We start from the raw sequence: 21255 nt of genomic DNA, 5'->3' as shown, positions 1-21255 counted from the left end.
GCGGGCGTTCGGCCGTGCGAGAGGGGACTCCCATGGCCGCAGGACCTGCCCGGCGCGAGCGACGCACGGCGGCACGACGATGGACCACGGCCACCGCGATGGCGGCCTCGGCCGCCCTGGTGGTGACCCTCACCGCGGCACCCGGCGTCGCGGAGCCCCTCGCGGACCCCGCCGTCGGGACGCTCGACGACGTCCCCGGCACGTCGCCGGACGACCTCGGGGGCGTCGACCTCGCCGAGCTGGACTACGGGGACCCGACCGAGGCGCTGTCCCTCGTCGAGCCGCCCGACCCCACGAGCGCCGGCGCCGCGCAGATGTCCTACCCGGTGCTCGTGCCGCCCGGCCGCGCCGGCGTCGAGCCGGACCTCGACCTGACCTACGACTCCTCGGGCGGCAACGGCTGGCTCGGCCTCGGCTGGGACCTCGACGCCGGGGCGATCGCGGTCGACCCGACCTACGGCGCACCCCGGTTCGCCGCCGACGTCGAGACCGAGACCTACGCGCTGGACGGCGCACGGCTGTTCCCGCACTCCATCCGGGACGGCGGCGACTACGGGGCGCGCGAGGCCGGGCCGCGCACCGACTTCGTGCGGCAGGTCGAGACCGAGTACGAGCGCATCGTCCGGCACGGGGACACCCCCGGCGCCTACTGGTGGCAGGTCACCGACAAGGACGGCAACGACCGCTGGTACGGCGGCGACCCGGACGGCCAGGGACAGGTGCTGACCACCGCGGCCGGGAACGCCTTCCACTGGCCGCTGACCTACGTCGAGGACATCTCCGGCAACGTCATGCGGTTCGAGTACGACACCGCCACCGGCGTCGGCTACGGCAGCTCGTCGAGCGGGCCGGGCCTGGAGATGTACCTGCGGGAGATCACCTACACCGGGTTCGACGTCGAGCCGGACTCCGAGGGCGTCGTCGACGACCCGCCGTACAGCGTCTACTTCCTGCGCGACGGCGACGTCGGCGGCACCACCGTCGCCTCCGGCGGCTCCGTGGACGCCCGGCCCGACCCGCTGGTGGACGCCTCCGGAGGCGCCCCCGTGGTCACCGCGGACCTGCTGCGCGAGATCCAGGTGCGCTACCACGCCCCCGGCGCGCGCACCGACGACGGCCCGGGCGAGATCGACGCGGGCAACCTCGGCGAGCTGCTCGGCGGGTACGCGCTGGAGTACAAGACCGGTCCCTTCGACAAGAGCCTGGTCAAGCGCGTCGGCCAGTTCGGCGGTGACGGCGTCGTCGAGGCGTGGCACCGCATGAAGTGGTTCGACGACGTCCCGCGCGACGGGGACGCGTTCGACCTGTTCGGGGACCCGGTCCGCTGGGACACCGACACCGACTCCTCGGTGAGCACGGGGTCGAACGTGTCGGCCTCCAGCGCGCTGGCCACCTCGTTCCGCGGCGGTGCCGAGGGCGGCTCGTACATCGGGTTCAACCCGGTCGCACCCAGCAAGATCGGCTCGTTCGGCGGCTCCTTCAACCTCTCGGGCGGCAACAGCGAGGACGTCACCACGTTCATGGACATGGACGGCGACAGCCTGCCGGACCGTGTCTGGGTCGAGAACGGCGCGGTGAAGTACGCCCGCAACCTGTCGCGCCCCGGTGACGACCTGTCCGGTCACGCCGACCGGTTCGGTGCGCCGATGACGATCGACGAGGCCAAGATCGGTACCGGCACCGACTTCGGCGTCGACCTGCACGCCGAGTTCTACCCCGTGGCCTCGATCCAGGTCGGCGGCTCGTTCGGGTTCGACTGGGCGGACCGGTACTTCTCGGACGTCAACGCCGACGGCCGTCCCGACCTCATCAAGAAGGGGTCGAGCGGCTGGCAGGTGTTCTTCAGCGTCTACGACGAGTCGGACGGCTCCATCGAGTTCGTGGCCTCCTCCGCCGGCACCGCGGTGCCGATGGGCAGCTTCTCCTCGGAGCTCGCCAGTGCCGAGCCGGAGGGGGTCGACGAGCTTCTCGAGGCCTCGGCGCCGCGCTACGACACCGTGCGGCGGTGGGTCGCGCCCTACGACGGCGTCGTCGACGTCACCGGGACCGCGACCCTGGCCGACGCCGGCAACTACGACGGCGACGGCGTGCGGGTCATGATCGAGACCCTGGACACCACGCCGAAGCGCCCGCTCGACGAGACGCTGACCGGCGCGAGCCCGAGCGTCGACCATGCCGTCTCCGTGTCCGTGGACGCCGGTGACGAGATCTTCTTCCGCACCCACGTCATCGACAACGGCACCGACGACCTCGTCGAGTGGGCACCGGCGGTCACGTACTCGTCCGTCGGGTCGGGCGTGCCGACGAGCGACCCGCTGCCGGACGCCCAGGGACGCGACGTCCTCTCCTACGACGCCGCCGAGGACTTCACGACGTTCGGGCGGGACGGCGGCCGCACCCTGCTGCCGAACCCCGGGGAGGCGACCCTGACGGTCACCCTCGAGCGCACCGGCCTGCTGACCGACGACGTCGAGGTCGTCGCGAGCCACGGGCTCAACGCCGGCTCGACCGAGGGCACCTCGTCGGTCGTCACCCTCACCCCCGACGGAGGTGCCGAGGGGCTGCTGGGCGCCGGCCCGGCCCCCGGCGACGAACCCGAGGCACCACCCGGGGAGGACCCCATCGAGGTCGCCCCGACGTCGGTGGAGCTGACCTACACGTTCGACGTCTCCGAGGTCGGTCAGGTGGCCGAGCCCGCCGGTTGCTTCGACGACGGCGACGCCGAGGACTGCGACAGCGTCGTGGACAACCCCGACTGGCTCGCGCTGGAGGTCGCCTCGGACTCCCCGGTCGACCCGCGGTCGCTCGCGCTGGACGTCCAGCTCGAGCTCGCCGACCCGGTCGCCGAGTCCGGTCCGAACGGCGAGGCCACGCCGGACGACCTGCCGGCCGACGCCGTGCTGCCGTCGTCGACCGGGCCCGTCGTCATCCCGTCGGTGCGGGTCTTCTCCGTCTCCGACGAGGTGACGGGGCCGTACCTGTCCTGGTCGCCGGACGCGGCCGGGACCTTCACCCTCGACGTCGGCGTCGTGGCGGACCGGATCTGGGACTACCTCGAGGTGGAACCCGACGACGAGGGCTGGGCGTCCTCGCCCGCCGTGGTGACGGTCAAGAGCGAGGACGAGCACGGCATCGTCGGCGTGGTGGCCAAGTCCGACGAGTTCACCGTCGAGCACAACCACGACGACGGGCCGTTCGTGCTGCCGTCCGAGTACCGGGTCGAGGGGGAGACGACCCTGGACTTCGACGCCGAACCCGGCCAGGACTACTGGGTCGAGGTCTCCCTGCACGACGCCCCGATGGCGGCCCACGTGCTGGAGAACGGCAGCCTGAGCGTCGTGGCGACGTCGGACGACGACGAGGACGACAAGGGCGCCGGCGACCTGACCGCCCGGCTCGTGGCCCCCGACGTCCAGTCGGTCTTCGCCTCCGGCAACCGCGGGTGGACCGCCGCCGGCTACGACGCCGACCACCCCGACATCCCCCGCGACGACCCCGACGAGCCGCGCGGCGACGCCCTGCTGCAGCGCGACCACTTCGAGCTGGAGCCGGAGGGCGTCGACGACTTCGACGAGGACACCGAGATCCCGGACGCCCCGGACGCGACCGAGGTCGCCGGCGAGCCCGGCGACCTGGGGTCGTCGGCCGACAAGGTGGCGGACTCGTTCGACAAGGCCCTGCCCTACTTCCCGCTGCCCGGTCCGGACGGCGGCGCCGCCGACCGCTGGCGTGCGGCGTCCGAGGAGGGGCTGTTCGTCACGGCCACCGGTATCCGCTCGACCCGTATCGGCGAGGAGATCGCCGTGGTCGACCCGGGCGGCACCTCCGGCGGCTCGACGAGCCCGGGCAGCAGCGACGACGCCCGCCCGGCACCCCGCGTGCTGACCATCGACGGGGACTTCAACGCCGCGCTCGGTCTCGGGCCGGCCAGCCTCAGCGGGGCCATCGGCGGCGGCCGGACGGTCACCGACTTCCAGGACCTCAACGGCGACGGCTTCCCCGACGTGCGCTCCGGCAGCGACGCCGACTACACCGGTCCGCGCGGCGGCAGCCTGGACAGCGGCAGCGAGGTCGAGAACACGATCTCGACGGCGGTCTCCGTCGGCGGCGGTCTCGGCGGGTCGCCCGTCTCCATCGAGGGCAGCGAGCAGACGAAGACCTCCGCCGGCAGCCCGACGGTCGGGGCCCAGAACGGGACGTCCAAGAACAAGACCCGGGGCATGAGCATCGGGCTGGGCTTCTCGATCCAGGGCCAGTGGACCAACCCGTTCGGCGACAACACCGACGGGCTCGACGGGGGCGTCGACGACCTCCTGCCCGACGGTGACAGCACCGGTCAGGGCGTCCAGGTCAGCGTCGACCTCGACGACGTCAACGGGGACGGCGTGACCGACCTCGTGGAGACCTGGTCCGAGAGCGGTGTGCAGGTGGCGCTCGGCACCGGCTACGGCTACGCCGACCCGGTGAAGTGGTCCGGCGGGGTGTTCGAGGCCTCCGAGAGCGTGTCGGGGGCGCTGTCCGGCGGCTTCCAGCTCAACGCCTACGAGTTCGGCGGTGGCGTCGGGGGTGCCGAGGGCGGGACCCTGTCCGAGGCCTCCTGGATCGACGTCGACGGCGACGGGGTGCTGGACCGCATGGTCTACGCCGACGGCAACGAGAGCGCGCCGAAGACCGTCTTCGGCGCGGCGGACGGCAACGGCCGCACCGCGAAGGTGCTGGGCACGTACCCGTCGCCCGACTTCGGCGTCGGCGACCTGACCATCGACAACCGGGCCGACCTGGCCCGCAGCACCTCGGTCAACGGCGGCTTCGACTTCACCGTCTCCGTCGGCCCGATCTGCCTGGTGGCCTGCTACGTCATCATCAACCCCGGCGTGCACGGTGGCTACGAGCGCTCGCGGACCGTCGTGGACATGACCGACATGGACGGCGACGGCTACCTCGACGTCGTGGAGAGCCTGACCGACGAGCACGTCGAGGTCCGGCTGAACCAGGCCGGCCGCACCAACCTGCTCAAGGCGGTCGACAACCCGCTCGGCGGTGCTGTCCGGGTGGACTACGAGCGCACCGGCAACAGCATCGTCCAGCCGAACTCGCTGTGGGTCATGAGCGAGGTGGAGTACGACGACGGGCGCCCCGGCGACGGCACCGACGTCCAGCGCCGGGAGTTCTCCTACTCCGGCGACGCCTACGACCACCTGCACCGCACGATGCTCGGGTTCGACGCGGTCGAGCAGCGCGAGTACGACGTCGACGCCGACCCGGCCGACGGCCCGTCCTACGACCCGGGTCTGCAGCGCATCACCCGCTGGACGTACCGCAACGACACCCCGTTCGACGACGGGCTGGCCGAACGTGTCGACCTGCTCGCACCGGGTGACACCGAGGGCGACGACCGGCTGCTGGAACGGACCGACACCACGTGGGAGCTGGCTCACGTCGTGGTCGGCGAGCCCGGTGCCGGCGAGCCCGCCAACGGCGACGAGTTCACCGGTGTCGTGCCCGACGTCGGGGACCCGGCCCGCACGGCGCTGTTCGACCTGGCCCTCGCCCCGCGGCTGACGTCCGAGACGTTCACGCGGTTCGACGCCGACGGCGACGGGCACGCCCGCACGACCGACTTCACCTACGACGGGCTGGGCAACACGCTCACCGCCGTCGACCACGCGGAGACCGGCACCACGGGTGACGACACCACGACCGTGACGACGTACCCGCCGTGCACCACGCCGCGCTACGGCGGCGACGACAGCTCGTGGGTGCAGGTGCCCGCCACCGTGGCGGTGCACGCCGGCACCGACGACTCGGGTGAGGTGCTGAAGTACCGTGACGGCAGCCTCGACCTGTGCGGCAACGCCGTGCCGATCCGGATCGTGGAGACGCAGGGCCAGGACGTCTGCGGCGACGACGTCGTCGCGGTGACCGAGATGGCGTTCGAGCCGTACGGCAACTACGACGCCGTGCGGTACCCGGCGAACGTGCTCACCGGCGAGACCGACTCCTCGGCCTGCGGCGGCACGCCGCCGGCGCTGCCCGAGGAGTCGGTGTTCGAGGGCTGCGTCCCCGCGGCAGACGCCCCGCAGGACGAGGTGGACGCCGCCACGCGCGCTGCGGAGGAGCAGCGCTACTGCGTGGACTACGTCTACGACGACCACCGCGTGACCGACATCGCCCAGGTGACGGACTCGCACGGGGTGACCTCGACCGCGACGTACGACTACACGGTCGGGCTGCCGGCGACGACGACGGATGCGAACGGCAACACCACCGAGTACTGCTACGACGCGCTCGGGCGCATCGCCGCGGTGGCCACGCCCCGCGAGTCCGGGGACTTCGCCTGCGACGGCAGCGGGTCGGGCCCGGCGACGGTGACCTACGCCTACGGCGGGTTCAACTCCGACGGGCACGCGTGGGCGGCCGCACGCCACCACGACGCCGTGCTCACGGACGGCACCCCGGCGGCCGACACCCTCGACACCGCGGCGTTCGTCGACGGCATGGCACGCGTCGTCCAGCGCAAGCGGGACGCGCAGGTCGTCGCGCTCGGCGACACGCCCGCGATGGTCGTCGAGGGCGCCGTCGACTTCGACGCCCTGGGGCGCGAGGTGCGCGAGTGGTACCCGGTCGTCGAGGAGGCCACGTATCCCGGGGGCGGCGACCTGCCGCCGGGCCTGACGACCTACAACACCCGGAACTCGTCCGGGGACCCGGCCGACACGCACGTGCCGGTGACGGACCCGACCCAGCGGCGGTACGACCTGCTCGACCGGCTCACCCGTGTGGTGCTGCCCGACGGCAGCGTCGAGCGGCGCGCCTACGACATCACCGAGCCGCCGCACCTGAGCCACCAGGTCGCGAGCGTCACCGTCACCGACCCGCTGGAGCGGGAGGTGCAGCGGTTCTCCGACGTGCGCGGCGCGGTGCTGGCCGTGGTGGAGAGCCCGGCGCCGACCGGCGGCACCACGGACGGGCTGCTGGACGCCCTGCCGGCCGCCGGGATCGGCGACGAGCGGATCGTGGAGTCCGCCCGGACCGGGACGACGCCGCTGCTGACCACGTACGCCTACGACCCGTTGGCCCGCCTGACGAAGGTGACCGACACGGCCGGCGCGGTGAGCCGCTACGGCTACGACATGCTGGACCTCGGCACGTCCGTCGAGACGCCCGACTCCGGGCTCCTGGAACGGGCCTGGACCCCGGCCGGGGACGTCGCGGAGACGGTCGACGAGGTGCGCCGGGCCGAGGGCACGTCGGTGGTCCACGCCTACGACTTCGACCGGCTGCGCAGCATCACCTACCCGGACGACACCGGCGACGTCGAGTACACCTACGGCGACGAGCTGGGGGCCGGGGCACCGGGCAACAGCGAGGGCCGGGTGGCCCGCGAGGCGACGCCGGCGGTGGCCCGCGAGTACGCCTACGACGTGGACGGCAACGTCTCCACCGAGGCGGTCACCCGCGGCGTCGACCCGTTCGGCATCGGCCAGGACGAGCCGCAGCCCACGTGGGCCACCCGGTGGCAGTACGACTCGCTGCAGCGCGTCGTGACGCTCACGTACCCGGGTGACGACGGCGGCACCGGCGAGGTGCTGCACCACGAGTACGACCTGGGCGGCCAGGTCTCCGGGCTGTGGTCCCTGGCGCCGCAGCACGACGCCTACACCGTCGAGGGCGACCCCGTACCGCGTCCGGACCGGGAGATCGTCTACGTCACCCACGCCGGCTACGACGAGTTCGGCGAGGTGCGCACCGTGACCACCGGCACGGGGGTCACCACGGAGAAGGACTACGACCCGGACCGCCGGTTCCTCACCGGGATCGCGACGGACGCCGCCGCGCAGGAGCAGTGGGACGGCACGACCTCGGTCGCCCGCGAGCTGCAGGAGCTGCGGTACTCCTACGACGTCGTCGGCAACGTCACCGACGTCGCCAACGCGCTCTACGACGGCGGGTCCGCCGGGTCGCTCGACGAGCTCGGCGACATCCCGGCGAACAACCTGCCCGGGCCCGCCCAGCAGGCCTACACCTACGACCAGCACTACCGGCTGGCCGGGGCCGAGGGGCGCTACGTCGACCGGCAGGAGGACCGCACCTACGAGTACACCGCGGACCGGACGCCGAACGGCAACCTCGTCGACGTCACGCAGGCGACCGCGACCGAGTCCACGACCGGCAAGGGCGGGGGCAAGGGTCCGGGGCGCTCGCAGCAGAAGACGAACTCGAAGAAGGGCGACGGCTCGTTGCCGGACTCCGGGTCGACGGACGAGCCGCAGTGCGACCCGTACAGCGGGTCGGGCGGCGGCTCGGACAACCAGGACCCCGAGTCGACGTACGCGTGGCTGGACCAGCAGTTCGACCCCGACCACCCGCACCAGGTGGTCCAGGCGGGCGGCCGCAGCTACGAGCACGACGTCAACGGCAACATGACCGGGTGGACCGAGCCCTGCGCGAGCTCGGACTCCTCCGAGCTGGACCGCCGCATGGAGTGGGACGCCGAGGACCGGCTGGTCGAGATCGGCGAGGACGGCAACGACACCTCCTACCGGTACGACGCCGACGGCAACCTGGTGCTCGAGCGAGGGCCGGGCGGCACGTACTTCTTCGTCAACGAGGCCTGGCGCCTGGAGAACGACGGTCACCGGTACGCCGAGATCTACCTCGGCACGACGAAGGTCGCCAGCCACCGCACGGCCCCGGCGCCGCAGCCTCCCGAGGGCTGCGACCCGACCGTCGACGAGAACTGCGTGTGCGACCCCGAGACCCAGGCCTGCGCCTGCGACGTCGGGGCCGCCGACCCCGACGGCGACGGGCTGTGCCCGCCGGTCGAGGACCTGTACGTGCAGTACTTCCACACCGACCTGCAGGGCAGCCTGCGAGTGGTGACCGACGAGGTCGGCAGCGTCTTCCAGTACCTGGAGTACCTGCCGTCCGGTCAGAAGTGGGTCGCCGGCCAGAGCCGGATCAAGGACACCCCGTACCTGTTCGCCGGCGGGTGGAACGACAGCACCTACAAGACGGTCAACTTCGGCGAGCGGTGGTACTCGTGGCGGGACCAGCGGTTCCTGTCCACCGAGCCGCTGCTCACCGAGGACCCCGACGCCGTCGTCGCGGACCCCGGCCTGCTCTCGGCGTACACCTACGCGGCGGCGAACCCGCTGCGGTACGTCGACTCCGACGGGCGGGCACCCGTCAGCGCCGGCCAGAACTTCGAGAAGAACAAGCAGGGGACGTTCACCGTCTCCGACACCACGCGGGCGAACCGGCCGTCGCCGGCCCGGTTCGGGCAGCTCCTGCTCAGCTACGACGCCGCGGGCCAGGCCCGCCAGCAGAAGTGGCAGGACGCCTCCGACAAGGTGGACAAGTTCTTCACCCTGCTGCGGTTCAAGGCCTCCGGCTCGCTGCGCAGCCCGTCGATCAAGCTCGAGGGCATCTCGCTGTGGGACATCGGCAAGAGCTCCGACTCCGCCGGTGCCCAGGCCGGGGGCGGTCAGCAGGGCGGGGCCGCGAACGGGCCCAACCCGGGCCCGGGCAACGCCGGGAACCAGGGCGGGGCCGGCGGTCCGGCGGCCGGCGGCGCGGCGCCGGGCGGCCAGGGCGGCCAGGGCGGCCAGGCGGCCCAGGGCGGAGGCGCCGGCGGCGGGGGCGTGCCCGCGGCCGCCAACCGCGGGCGGTCGGCGTCCTTCGACGCCGCGGGCGGCGGGGGTGCGCTCCCGCCGCCGGCGTCGGCCACCAGACCCCGGTCGGCGTCCTTCTGAGCCGCGGACGCGCGGTGTGGGTGTCCCACGGCAAGATGGGGGCGTGACCGACACCGACGCCACCCTCGACCCGTCCGCGCTCGACGAGGCCTCGGCCCAGCGTCGCTGGGCCGAGCTCGTCGCCCTCGTCGAGGAGGACCAGGCCGCCTACTACCAGCACGACGCGCCGAAGGTCTCCGACGCGGAGTACGACGCGCGCATGCACCAGCTGGAGGCGCTCGAGGCCGCCCACCCGGCGCTGCGCCGGCCGGACTCGCCGACCCAGCGCGTCGGCGGGCAGGCCTCGACCGCGTTCGCGAACGTCGACCACCTCGAGCCGATGCTGTCGCTCGACAACGTGTTCAGCACGGACGAGCTGCGCGCCTGGGACGCCCGGGTCGCCCGCGACCTCGACGTGCCCGGAGGCGCCGTCGGCTACCTGTCGGAGGTCAAGATCGACGGCCTGGCCATCGCGCTGCTGTACGAGCAGGGGCGCCTGGTCCGTGCCGCCACCCGCGGGGACGGCCGTACGGGCGAGGACATCACCGCCAACGCGCTGCGCATCGCGCAGATCCCGCACCGGCTCGACGGTGACGAGCACCCGGACGTCGTCGAGATCCGCGGGGAGGTGTTCATCCCGACGGCGTCCTTCGCGCGGCTCAACGAGCTGCAGGTCGAGCTGCGCGACCGGGCGGTCGCCGAGGCGCGGGAGCGTGCGGCCACCCGCGAGTTCGACGAGGAACGCGCCCGCGTGGCCGCGCTGCGCCGCTTCCCCCAGTTCGCGAACCCGCGCAACGCCGCCGCCGGCGGGCTGCGTCAGCTCCTGGACAAGAAGACCGGGCTCGAGCACGAGGCGGGGCTCGCCCGCATCGAGGCGTTGCGCCTGTACGCGCACGGTGTCGGCGCGCTCCAGTGGACGGAAGGGCAGCACGAGGAGCTGGCCAACCTCTCGGACGCCTACGACCTCTTCGCGCGGTGGGGCATCCCGATCTCGCCCCACAACCGGGTCGTGGAGGGCGTCGACGCGGTGCTCGAGATGATCGACCACTTCGGCGAGCACCGCCACGACATCGAGCACGAGCTGGACGGCATCGTGGTCAAGGTCGACGCCCTGGCCGACCAGCGCCTCCTGGGCGCCACCAGCCGCGCGCCGCGCTGGGCGACGGCCTACAAGTACCCGCCCGAGGAGGTGAACACGCGCCTCCTCGCGATCCAGGTCGGCGTCGGGCGGACCGGTCGCGCCACGCCGTACGCCGTCATGGAGCCCGTCCTGGTCGCCGGGTCCACGGTGCGCCAGGCCACCCTGCACAACCAGGACGTCGTGAAGGCCAAGGGCGTGCGCATCGGCGACATGGTCGTGCTGCGCAAGGCGGGCGACGTCATCCCCGAGATCCTCGGCCCGGTCACGGCGCTCGCCGACGACGGCTATCCCCGCGAGGACTTCGTGATGCCGGCGGACTGCCCCGAGTGCGGGACGCCGCTGCGGCCCATGAAGGAGGGTGACGTCGACCTCCGGTGCCCGAACGCCGAGTCCTGCCCCGCCCAGGTGCGGGGCCGTGTCGAGCACATCGGCTCCCGCGGCGGGCTCGACGTCGACGCGCTCGGCGAGGTGACCGCGGCCGCCCTGACGCAACCGCTTGAGCCGAAGGAGCCGCCACTGCGCACCGAGGCACGGCTGTTCGACCTGACGCTCGACGAGCTGGCGCCGATCCGCGCCGTGGTGCGGGACTCCGAGACCGGCCTGCCGAAGGAGTGGGACGGGCGCGGGGAGTCGGCCGAGTTCGAGATGCCGGACGGCTCGGTCCAGACGGTCAAGGCGGTGCGCCCGTTCCAGAAGAAGCGCAAGCTGTCCAAGGCCGACGAACGAGCAGCCGTCGAGGCGGGGGAGTCGTTGTACGAGCCCAACGCCCAGGCCACCAAGCTCCTCGACGAGCTCGACAGGGCGAAGGTCAAGGACCTGTGGCGGATCCTGGTCTCGCTCAACATCCGGCACGTCGGCCCGGTCGCGGCCCGCGCGCTCGCGGACTGGTTCGGGTCGCTCGAGGCGATCCGTGCGGCGTCCCGTGACGAGCTCGCCGCCGTGGAGGGTGTCGGCCCGGTCATCGCGGACGAGGTCCAGGCCTGGTTCGAGGTCGACTGGCACCGGGAGATCGTCGAGACCTGGGCCCGCGCGGGCGTCCGCTTCGAGACCCCGGGACACCCCGGCCCGGCGGTGATGGCGGAGAAGGCCGCCGAGGGGCCGACGGGACCGCTCGCCGGGCTGACCGTCGTCGTCACGGGGTCGCTGGAGAACTACTCGCGGGACGGCGCGAAGGAGGCCGTCGTCGCGGCGGGCGGCAAGGCCGCCGGGTCCGTGTCGAAGAACACCGACTACGTCGTGGCGGGGGAGAAGGCCGGTTCCAAGGCCACCAAGGCCGAGCAGCTCGGGGTCCCGATCCTCGACGAGGCGCAGTTCACGGTGCTGCTCGACGGCGGCCCGGAGGCGCTCGGCGCCTGAGAGACGAGGTCCGGACGTCGCGGGCCGGTCAGCGCGGGCTGCGCGCGGCCCAGAGCAGGCCGCGCGAGATGACCTCGTGAATCGTCGGTTCCTGGACGTCCGCCACGGTGTGACCGACGGAGCAGGCGAAGACCCTGCCCCGTCCCCAGGAGCGGGTCCACGCCACCGGAACCGTGACGTCCTCGTGCCACGGGGTGCCGGGGCGGGACGTGTGCGTGGTCGTCATCAGCACGTCGCACGCCGTGTCGTGCTGTACCCAGTACTGCTCGGTGGTCAGCCGCGTGCGGGCGGGCAGGCCGGCGACCACCGGGTGGTCGGCACGGTCGGGGTGGACGGCGATCTCGTGGTCGACCACGTCGTCGGGGTGGGCGACGAACTGGCCGCCGACCAGGTGCTGGAAGTCGGTGGCGCCGCGGAACGCGTCCAGGAGGCCGCCGTGCCAGCCGGCGAGGCCGGTGCCGTTCTCGACGGCGACGCGGAGGCCGTGCATCTCCTCGACGAGGATGTCGCCCATCGTCCACGACTGGACGATCAGGTCGCTGCCGGCCATGACACCCTCGTCGGCGTAGACCTCCAGCGACTCCTCGACGGTGACCTCGAAGCCGGCGTCCTTGAGGACCGGGATGAAGATCTCGGTCGTCCCGACGGGGTCGTGGCCGTCCCACCCGCCCCGGACGACCAGGGCGTTGCGCGTGCTCACGCCTCCTCCTGGGCGATGAGCGCGTCGACGGACGGCGCCGCGAGGTACTGCTCGGTGACGAGGAACGCGGCCCCGACGACGCCGGCCTGGGCACCGGCACCGGTGGTGGCGATCCGGAGGTGCTGCGTCGCCAGCGGCAGCGAGCGCTGGTAGACGATCTCGCGGATCCCGGCCATGAGGTGCTCGCCGGCGTCGGACAGGATGCCGCCGATGACGATGCGGGCGGGGTTGAGCAGGCTCACCGAGGCGGCCAGCACGCTGCCGATGTCGCGGCCCGCCTGGCGCACGGCCTGCCCGGCCGCGACGTCGCCGGCGCGGACGAGGTCGACGACGTCACGGGTGGTGCTGACGTCGGCGCCGCGTGCCCGCAGGTCGGCGACGATGGCGGCGCCGCCCGCGACGGCCTCGAGACATCCGGTGTTGCCGCAGCGGCACGGGATGTCCGAGGCGCGCGGCACCGTGATGTGGCCGAGGTCGCCCGCCGCACCCTGGGCGCCGCGCCGCAGCTCGCCGTCCATGATGACGCCGGCACCGATACCGGTCGCCACCTTGACGAACAGCAGGTCGTCGACCTCGGAGCACAGGGTCCGGTGCTCGCCCAGGGCCATGATGTTGACGTCGTTGTCCACCTGGACCGGGGCGCCGAGGCGCGCGTGGAGCTCGGTGGGGACGTCCGTGCCGTCCCAGCCGGGCATGATCGGCGGGTTCACGGGCCGTCCCGTGGTGTGGTCGACGGGGCCGGGGAGGCCGATGCCGACCCCGGCGAGCTCGTCGAGACGCCTCCCGGCCTGGGCGACGACCTTGGACCCCGTCTCGGCGACCCAGTCCAGGACGTGCCCGGGCCCGTCGGCGATGGAGACCGGTTCCTCGAGGACGCCGATCGGTTCTCCGGCGAGGTCGGTGACCGCGAGTCGTGCGTGCGTGGCGCCGAGGTCGACGCCGAGGACGATCCGCGACGTCGGGTCGAAGGCGAAGGTCGACGGCGGCCGGCCACCCGTGCTCGTCGCCTCGCCGGCGGGGGCGAGCAACCCGATCGCACGCAGCGCGTCGATGCGTCCGGCCACGGTGGAGCGCGACTGCCCGGTGGCGGCGACCAGCGACGCACGGGTGCGCGGTCGACCGTCCCGGAACAGCTGAAACATCGCTCCGGCTCCCGTGGGACGCGGGGGAAACTTCGCCAGCCCTTCCATGAGCACAGTGAACCACGCCTTCATTCCCCATCGCATGTGTCGACGGAGTTCGCATCACAGCGAGGTAACGATCCGAAAGTCTCGGAACTTATGATTGACGACGAGCAGAAGTCTCTCTAGAGTCGTCGCATGGTCACCGAAGACCCCGCAGCGCCGCTGCTGCAGATGCAAGGGATCGTCAAGCACTTCCCGGGTGCCAAGGCGCTCGACGGTGTGGACCTCGACGTCCTCCCCGGCGAGGTCCACTGCCTGCTCGGCCAGAACGGCGCCGGGAAGTCCACGCTCATCAAGGTCCTGGCCGGGGCCCACCAGCCCACGGCCGGCACCATCCTGCTCGACGGCGAGAAGATCGCCATCCCGCACCCCGACGCCGCGCTCGAGCACGGCGTGGCGACGATGTACCAGGAGCTGGACGTGGTCGACGGCCTGACCGTCGCCGAGAACATCTACCTGGGGCACGAGCTCGCCTCCGCCGGTTTCACGCGTCGCCGCTCGGCGGCGCAGCGGACCCGGCAGCTCATGGACCGCCTGGGGCACCCGGAGATCTCACCGCACCAGGAGGTCGGGGAGCTGCCGGCCGCCGGCAAGCAGATCGTCTCGATGGCACGGGCGCTCTCGCGGGACGCACGCGTCATCGTCATGGACGAGCCGTCGGCCGTCCTGGACTCCGGCGAGGTCGACAACCTCTTCCGGGTCGTCGACGAGCTGACCCGCCAGGGCATCGCCATCATCTACATCTCGCACCGTCTGGAGGAGATCCGGCGGATCGGCGACCGCATCACCGTCCTCAAGGACGGCCGCACCGTCGGTCGGAACCTGGAAGTGTCGACCACGCCGACCGACGAGCTCATCAAGCTCATGACCGGCCGGGAGATGGAGTACGCGTTCCCCGACCGGCCCGGCGTGCCCGAGGAGGCGCCGGTCCGGCTCGAGGTCACCGACCTGGCCCTCGCCGGGGTCTTCTCCGACGTCTCCCTGTCGATCCGTGCCGGGGAGATCGTCGGCCTGGCCGGCCTCGTCGGCTCGGGGCGGTCCGAGATCCTCGAGACCATCTACGGCGCACGTCGGGCGACGGGCGGGAAGATCACGCTCGACGGGAAGAGGCTGCACCGCGGTTCGGTGTCCGGGGCGGTCGCCGCCGGCATCGGGCTCGCTCCCGAGGAGCGCAAGAGCCAGGGTCTCGTGCTCGACGAGCCGGTCTACCGGAACATCACCCTGTCGACGTTCGCGGGCATGGCACGCGGCGGCTGGCTCGACGAACGTGCCGAGAAGAAGGCCGCCCAGGAGCAGGCCACGGCGCTCGACCTGCGTCCGCCGGACGTCGACCGGGCGATCCGCACCCTGTCGGGCGGCAACCAGCAGAAGGCGATGCTCGCCCGCTGGCTGGTGCACGGCGTCGAGGTCCTTCTCCTCGACGAGCCGACCCGGGGCGTCGACGTCGGCGCGCGGTCGGAGATCTACTCCCTGATCCGCCGCCTCGCCGACGCCGGGACCGCCGTGCTCGTCGTCTCCAGCGAGATCCCCGAAGTCCTGGGCCTGGCCGACCGCGTCCTCGTGATCTCCGAGGGCCAGGTCGTGCACTCAGGGCCCGCCGAGTCGATCGACGAGCACCAGGTGCTCGACATGGTCATGGAAGGAAGTGTCGCGTGAGCGAGCAGAAGGTGTCGTCACGTCCGACGACAGAAGCATCGAGCGCACGAGCAGGCGGCCGCCGGGCCCTCTCGGGGACCGTCGTCCGCAACCTGGGGCTGGTCGCCGCGCTCCTCCTGCTGTGCCTCGTCGGGTTCCTGACGGGCGGCGAACGGTTCGCGAGCCTGACGAACCTGACGATCATCCTCAGCCTGGCGTCCGTGACGGGGGTGATGGCCATCGGCATGACCTTCGTCATCACCACGGGCGGCATCGACCTGTCGGTCGGTTCCGTGCTCGGCCTGACGACGGTGTGGGCCACGACGCTGGCGACGCAGGACCTGGCCGGCCAGTACGGCTGGATCGTCATGGTCGGCTGTGCGCTCCTCGTCGGGCTCGGAGCCGGGCTGGTCAACGGCGTGATCATCGCCTACGGGAACGTCGTCGCGTTCATCGCGACGCTCGCCATGCTCGTCGCGGCCCGCGGGCTCGCCGAGCTCATCGCGAACCGTCGTACCCAGCTCGTCCAGACGTCGTCGTTCGAGAACACCTTCGAGGGCAACCTCCTGGGCGTGCCGAAGATCGTGTGGATCTTCGCGCTCGTCGTCGTCGCCGGCTGGTTCCTGCTCAACCGCACGACGTTCGGTCGCCGCACCGTCGCGGTCGGCGGCAACCCGGAGGCGGCGCGCCTGGCCGGCATCAAGGTCAAGCGTCACCTCATGTACGTCTACGGGCTCTCCGGTCTCACCGTCGGCATCGCCGGCACGATGATGCTCGCCCGGACCGGGGCCGGCTCGTCGACCAACGGCCTGCTCTACGAGCTCGACGTGATCGCCGCGGTCGTCGTCGGCGGCACGCTCCTGGCCGGGGGACGCGGCACGATCATCGGCACCGTCATCGGCGTCCTCATCTTCGCGACGCTCTCGAACGTCTTCATCATCAACAACCTCGACAGCTCGGTGCAGCAGATCGCCAAGGGCGCGATCATCGTCGGCGCCGTGCTGCTGCAGCAGCGGATCTCGGCACCCTCGAGATCGAGCTGACCCCACCCCCGCACACACCACCACACCCACCCAGCACGATCCGGACCGAATCGAGGAAGATCCCATGTCCGCACGTATGAACCGCCGCCAGCGCATGCTCGGCATCCCCGCTGCCCTCGCCGCCTCGGCGCTCCTGCTGACCGGCTGCGTGAGCAACGAACCGGCCGAGGAGGAGAGCGAGGCGTCCTCCGAGGAGGGCGGCGGCTCCACGGCCGTCTCCGACAACGACGAGGCCGGCGAGGAGGTCGTCATCGGCTTCTCCGCCCCTGCCGCCGACCACGGCTGGATGGGCGCGATCACCTCGGCCGCCGAGGCCGAGGCCGAGAACTACGACGACGTCGACCTCCGTGTCGCCGAGGGCACGAACGACGTCAACGTGCAGATCAGCCAGATCGAAGGCTTCATCGCCGACGGTGTGGACGCCATCGTGCTCCTGCCGTTCGACGGCGCCGCGCTGACCGACGTCGCGATCGAGGCCATGGAGGCCGGGATCCCGGTCATCAACGTGGACCGCGAGTTCTCCGACCCGTTCGCCGCCCGCTCCACGGTGCTGGGCGACAACTACGGCATGGGCGTCTCGGCCGGCCAGTACATCTGCGAGCAGCTCGGCGACCAGCCGGACGCCGTCGTCGCCGAGATCCAGGGCATCGCCTCGCTGCCGCTGACCCAGGACCGCAGCCAGGGCTTCGAAGACGCGCTGTCCGAGTGCGGGCTGGACGTCGACAACCAGGTCGCGGCGGACTTCACCGTCCAGGGCGGCGAGTCGGTCACCTCGAGCCTGCTGCAGGCGGCCCCCGAGATCGACGCCATCTGGAACCACGACGACGACCAGGGTGTCGGCGTCCTCCAGGCGATCGAGAACGCCGGTCGTGACGAGTTCTTCGTCGTCGGCGGTGCGGGCTCGGCCAACATGATGCGCGAGATCCAGGAGGGCGACTCCGTCGTCCAGGCGACCGTCATCTACCCGGCGACCCAGGCCGCCGACGGCATCAAGCTGGCCCGCCTGGTGGCGCACGAGAAGGACATGAGCGACCTCGCCTCGTCGAGCGTGCCGCGCACCGTCCAGCTCTTCGCCCCGGTCGTGACGGCGGACAACGTCGACCAGTACCTGCCCAACGCGTTCGAGTCCTGACCGGACCGCACCCCGACGGTGGCGGGGCCTGCGGGCCCCGCCACCGCGGCTCGTCCGCCCGCATGGGCGCCCGGGCCGCACGAGGAATGAAAGGACACTCCAATGGCTGCAGCAGACGGCGCCCGCCTGGGCGTCGGCATGGTCGGCTACTCGTTCATGGGTGCGGCGCACTCCCACGCCTGGCGCACCGCTCCCCGCTTCTTCGACCTGCCGCTGCGCACCGAGATGACGGCGGTCGCCGGACGGAACCGCGAGAAGGTCACCGCGGCCGCGGACCGGCTCGGGTGGGGGTCCGCCGAGACCGACTGGCACCGGCTGCTCGAGCGGGACGACATCGATCTCGTCGACATCTGCACCCCCGGGAACACCCACGCCGAGATCGCCGTCGCGGCCCTCGACGCCGGCAAGCACGTGCTGTGCGAGAAGCCGCTGGCCAACTCCGTCGCCGAGGCGGAGCAGATGGTGGCCGCCGCGGACCGCGCCGCGCGCCGCGGGGTGCACGCGATGGTGGGGTTCACCTACCGGCGTGTCCCCGCCATCCAGCTCGCACGGCAGCTCGTCGTCGACGGGCGGATCGGCGAGATCCGCCACGTGCGTGCGCAGTACCTGCAGGACTGGCTCTCCGACGCCTCGACACCGCTGAACTGGCGGCTCGACAAGGACAAGGCGGGGTCCGGCGCGCTGGGCGACATCGGCGCCCACGTCGTCGACCTGACCCAGTTCATCACCGGCGAGCGGATCACGGGCGTGGCCGGGATGCTCGAGACCTTCGTGCCCGAGCGTCCCGTGGCCACCGAGTTCTCGGGGCTCTCCGGGACCGGCGGGACCGAGACGGGGCCGGTGACGGTCGACGACGCGGCCGTGTTCTTCGGCCGGATGTCCGGGGGCGCCATGGCGAGCTACGAGGCGACCCGGTACGCCGTCGGGCGCAAGAACGCGATCCGGATCGAGATCAACGGGTCCGCCGGGTCGCTGGCGTTCGACTTCGAGGACATGAACGTCCTGCACTTCTACGACGCGTCCGAACCGGCGGTGACGGCCGGGTTCCGACGGATCGTGGTGACCGAGGCCGAGCATCCCTTCGTCGCGGCCTGGTGGCCTCCGGGACACGGGCTCGGCTACGAGCACGCGTTCACCCATCAGGTCGTCGATCTGGTGGGAGCGCTCGCAGCCGGTCAGGCGCCCGCGCCGTCCTTCGCGGACGGTCTCGCCGTGCAACGGGTGCTCGATGCGGTGGAGCGGAGCGCGTCGGACAAGCACCGTTGGATCGAGCTGGCCTGAGAACGAGAGAGGAACGACCATGACACGACCGATCAGCCTGTTCACCGGGCAGTGGGCGGACCTGCCCCTGGAGGAGGTGGCCGGACACGCCGCGAAGTGGGGGTACGACGGCCTGGAGCTGGCCTGCTGGGGTGACCACCTCGACGTCTCCCGCTGGGACGACGCCGACTACGTCCAGGGGCGCCAGGACCTGATGGCCCGGCACGGGCTGCAGATCGTGGCGATCTCGAACCATCTGACCGGCCAGGCGGTCTGCGACGACCCGATCGACCGGCGGCACCAGGAGATCCTGGCGCCGGAGATCTGGGGCGACGGCGACCCGGAGGGCGTCCGGCAGCGGGCGGCCGAGGCGATGAAGGACACCGCGCGCATGGCGGCGAAGCTCGGCGTGCGGACCGTCGTCGGCTTCACCGGGTCCTCCATCTGGAAGACCGTGGCGATGTTCCCGCCGGTCCCGGCCGACATGGTCGAGGCGGGGTACCAGGACTTCGCCGACCGTTGGAACCCGATCCTCGACGTCTTCGAGGAGGTCGGCGTCCGCTTCGCCCTCGAGGTCCACCCGAGCGAGATCGCCTACGACTACTGGACGACGCAGCGGACGCTCGAGGCGATCGGGCACCGGGAGTCCTTCGGCCTCAACTGGGACCCGAGCCACATGGTCTGGCAGGACGTCGACCCCGTGGGCTTCCTGTGGGACTTCCAGGACCGCATCTACCACGCGCACTGCAAGGACACGAAGAAGCGCCTGAACGGTCGCAACGGTCGGCTGTCGTCCCACCTGGCGTGGGCCGACCCGCGGCGGGGCTGGGACTTCATCTCCACCGGCCACGGCGACGTGCCGTGGGAGGACGCCTTCCGGATGCTCAACGCCATCGGGTACGACGGCCCGCTGTCGGTGGAGTGGGAGGACGCCGGCATGGACCGCCTCGTCGGGGCGCCCGAGGGACTGGAGTTCGTGCGCCGGCTCGCGTTCGACCCGCCGGACGCAGCCTTCGACGCGGCCTTCTCCACGAAGGACTGAGGCCGACCCGCTCACTCCACGGGGGTGTGCAGCATGACCACGTCGTCGTGCTGCACACCCCCGACGTCATAGGTGCGGGCGCCGATCACGGCGAACCCGTGCTTGCGGTAGAAGGCCTGGGCGCGGGCGTTGTCCCCGTTGGTCCCCAACCACAGCGGCCGGTGCGGTGCCAGGACGCCGGCGCCCTCGACGGCTCCGGTCATCAGGGTGCCGGCGGTGCCGTCACCCAGCCGGTCGGGGTGGACGTAGATCTTCGAGAGCTCGACGTACGGTCCCGCGCCGACGGTCGTCCGCAGCGCCTCGCGCTCGGCGACGCCCTCCGGCTCGCCCCGCAGCAGCAGCGCGTAGCCGACGAGTCCGCCGGCGTCGGCGACGAGGAGGGAGCAGTCGTCGGCCCTAATCCAGCTGCGGAAGGTCTCGGGCGTGAGCCGGTGCGCGATGTGGTGGGCCATGGTGACGGCCGAGGTCCCGGGCGGGCAGGCGAGGGGGAAGGTCAGGGCCCCGAGCCAGGCGACCTCGGCGGCCTCCTCCTCCCGGCCGGGACGGACGACGACGGGTGGTGCGCTCACGGTGCGAACCTAGCGCGAACGGCCTCGTTCCGCGGCTCAGCCCACCCTGCACGACCTGCGACGACGGTGTCGGCGGTCACTGTGCGCCGGGTCACCCCGCACGGGCTTGGACTCGCTGCCGGGGACGTGTAATGTTCTTTCACGTCAGCCCGACAGGGAACGGACACCGCGAGGTGGCCGCCGGGGTTGAAACTCTCCTCGAACGGACAGGGCGCTTCGTGCGCCCCTCGGACGAGGCAGGGGCCTGACCTCGAGCAGGTCGCTCACTGATTTGCAGCAGCGAGTTGGACAGGGCGGATCGGTTCGGGTAAGGTTGAAGGGTTGCCCCGGACGGGGTCGGAACGGAAAGTTCCGGCTTTCGGATGGTGTGTGTCGGTTGTTTGAGAACTCAACAGTGTGCTTGATAGTCAATGCCAAATTTTGAACCTTCATTGGTTCCTTTGGATCGGACAACTAGTT

The 21255-nt window shown here is 71.9% G+C and carries 10 protein-coding genes; 7 read left to right on the top strand and 3 right to left on the bottom strand.

Annotated elements, in window-relative coordinates; all coding sequences use genetic code 11:
* Positions 1–32 precede the first annotated feature (32 nt).
* Both Q6349_RS00050 and ligA read left to right on the top strand, forming a co-directional pair.
* Positions 33–9755, top strand: coding sequence for a SpvB/TcaC N-terminal domain-containing protein (locus tag Q6349_RS00050; RefSeq protein ID WP_304602355.1), 9723 nt, complete (start codon positions 33–35; stop codon positions 9753–9755).
* A gap of 43 nt (positions 9756–9798) precedes the next feature.
* Positions 9799–12231 carry an NAD-dependent DNA ligase LigA gene (gene ligA / locus Q6349_RS00045; protein WP_304602354.1) on the top strand — a complete coding sequence of 811 codons (2433 nt, stop codon included), beginning with the start codon at positions 9799–9801 and terminating at the stop codon, positions 12229–12231.
* A gap of 28 nt (positions 12232–12259) precedes the next feature.
* Here the strand turns inward: ligA and Q6349_RS00040 are convergent, their stop codons facing one another.
* Together Q6349_RS00040 and Q6349_RS00035 are read right to left on the bottom strand one after the other, a co-directional pair.
* The gene (locus tag Q6349_RS00040; protein WP_304602353.1) at positions 12260–12931 is read right to left on the bottom strand and encodes a ThuA domain-containing protein; all 672 of its coding nucleotides are present in this window, start codon (positions 12929–12931) and stop codon (positions 12260–12262) included.
* Positions 12928–14073: an ROK family protein gene (locus tag Q6349_RS00035; RefSeq protein WP_304602352.1), complete on the bottom strand. Its 1146-nt coding sequence runs from the start codon at positions 14071–14073 to the stop codon at positions 12928–12930. Before Q6349_RS00035 ends, Q6349_RS00040 begins: the two co-directional genes overlap by 4 nt.
* Before the next feature lie 177 nt (positions 14074–14250).
* Here Q6349_RS00035 and Q6349_RS00030 point away from each other — a divergent pair, with 177 nt between their 5' ends.
* The 5 genes from Q6349_RS00030 (at position 14251) to Q6349_RS00010 (ending at position 20227) form a co-directional block, all read left to right on the top strand.
* Positions 14251–15771, top strand: coding sequence for a sugar ABC transporter ATP-binding protein (locus Q6349_RS00030; protein WP_304602351.1), 1521 nt, complete (start codon positions 14251–14253; stop codon positions 15769–15771).
* A complete protein-coding gene (locus tag Q6349_RS00025) occupies positions 15768–16793 on the top strand; it encodes an ABC transporter permease (protein WP_304602350.1) in 1026 nt (341 codons plus the stop codon). Before Q6349_RS00030 ends, Q6349_RS00025 begins: the two co-directional genes overlap by 4 nt.
* Positions 16794–16857: 64 nt before the next feature.
* Positions 16858–17925, top strand: coding sequence for a substrate-binding domain-containing protein (locus tag Q6349_RS00020; protein ID WP_304602349.1), 1068 nt, complete (start codon positions 16858–16860; stop codon positions 17923–17925).
* A 102-nt stretch (positions 17926–18027) separates the two neighbouring features.
* Positions 18028–19206 carry a Gfo/Idh/MocA family protein gene (locus Q6349_RS00015; protein WP_304602348.1) on the top strand — a complete coding sequence of 393 codons (1179 nt, stop codon included), beginning with the start codon at positions 18028–18030 and terminating at the stop codon, positions 19204–19206.
* A 19-nt stretch (positions 19207–19225) separates the two neighbouring features.
* Complete coding sequence (locus Q6349_RS00010; protein ID WP_304602347.1) at positions 19226–20227, top strand: sugar phosphate isomerase/epimerase; 1002 nt, start codon at positions 19226–19228, stop codon at positions 20225–20227.
* An 11-nt stretch (positions 20228–20238) separates the two neighbouring features.
* On the opposite strand, the gene Q6349_RS00005 is transcribed toward Q6349_RS00010, so the two are convergent.
* Complete coding sequence (locus Q6349_RS00005; protein WP_304602346.1) at positions 20239–20796, bottom strand: GNAT family N-acetyltransferase; 558 nt, start codon at positions 20794–20796, stop codon at positions 20239–20241.
* Positions 20797–21255 lie beyond the last annotated feature (459 nt).

The sequence above is a fragment of the Isoptericola sp. 178 genome, from assembly GCF_030586525.1.
Lineage (GTDB): Bacteria > Actinomycetota > Actinomycetes > Actinomycetales > Cellulomonadaceae > Isoptericola > Isoptericola sediminis.
The sequence above is the reverse complement of the archived record's forward strand: the minus strand, read 5'-3'. Positions and strand labels throughout refer to the sequence as shown.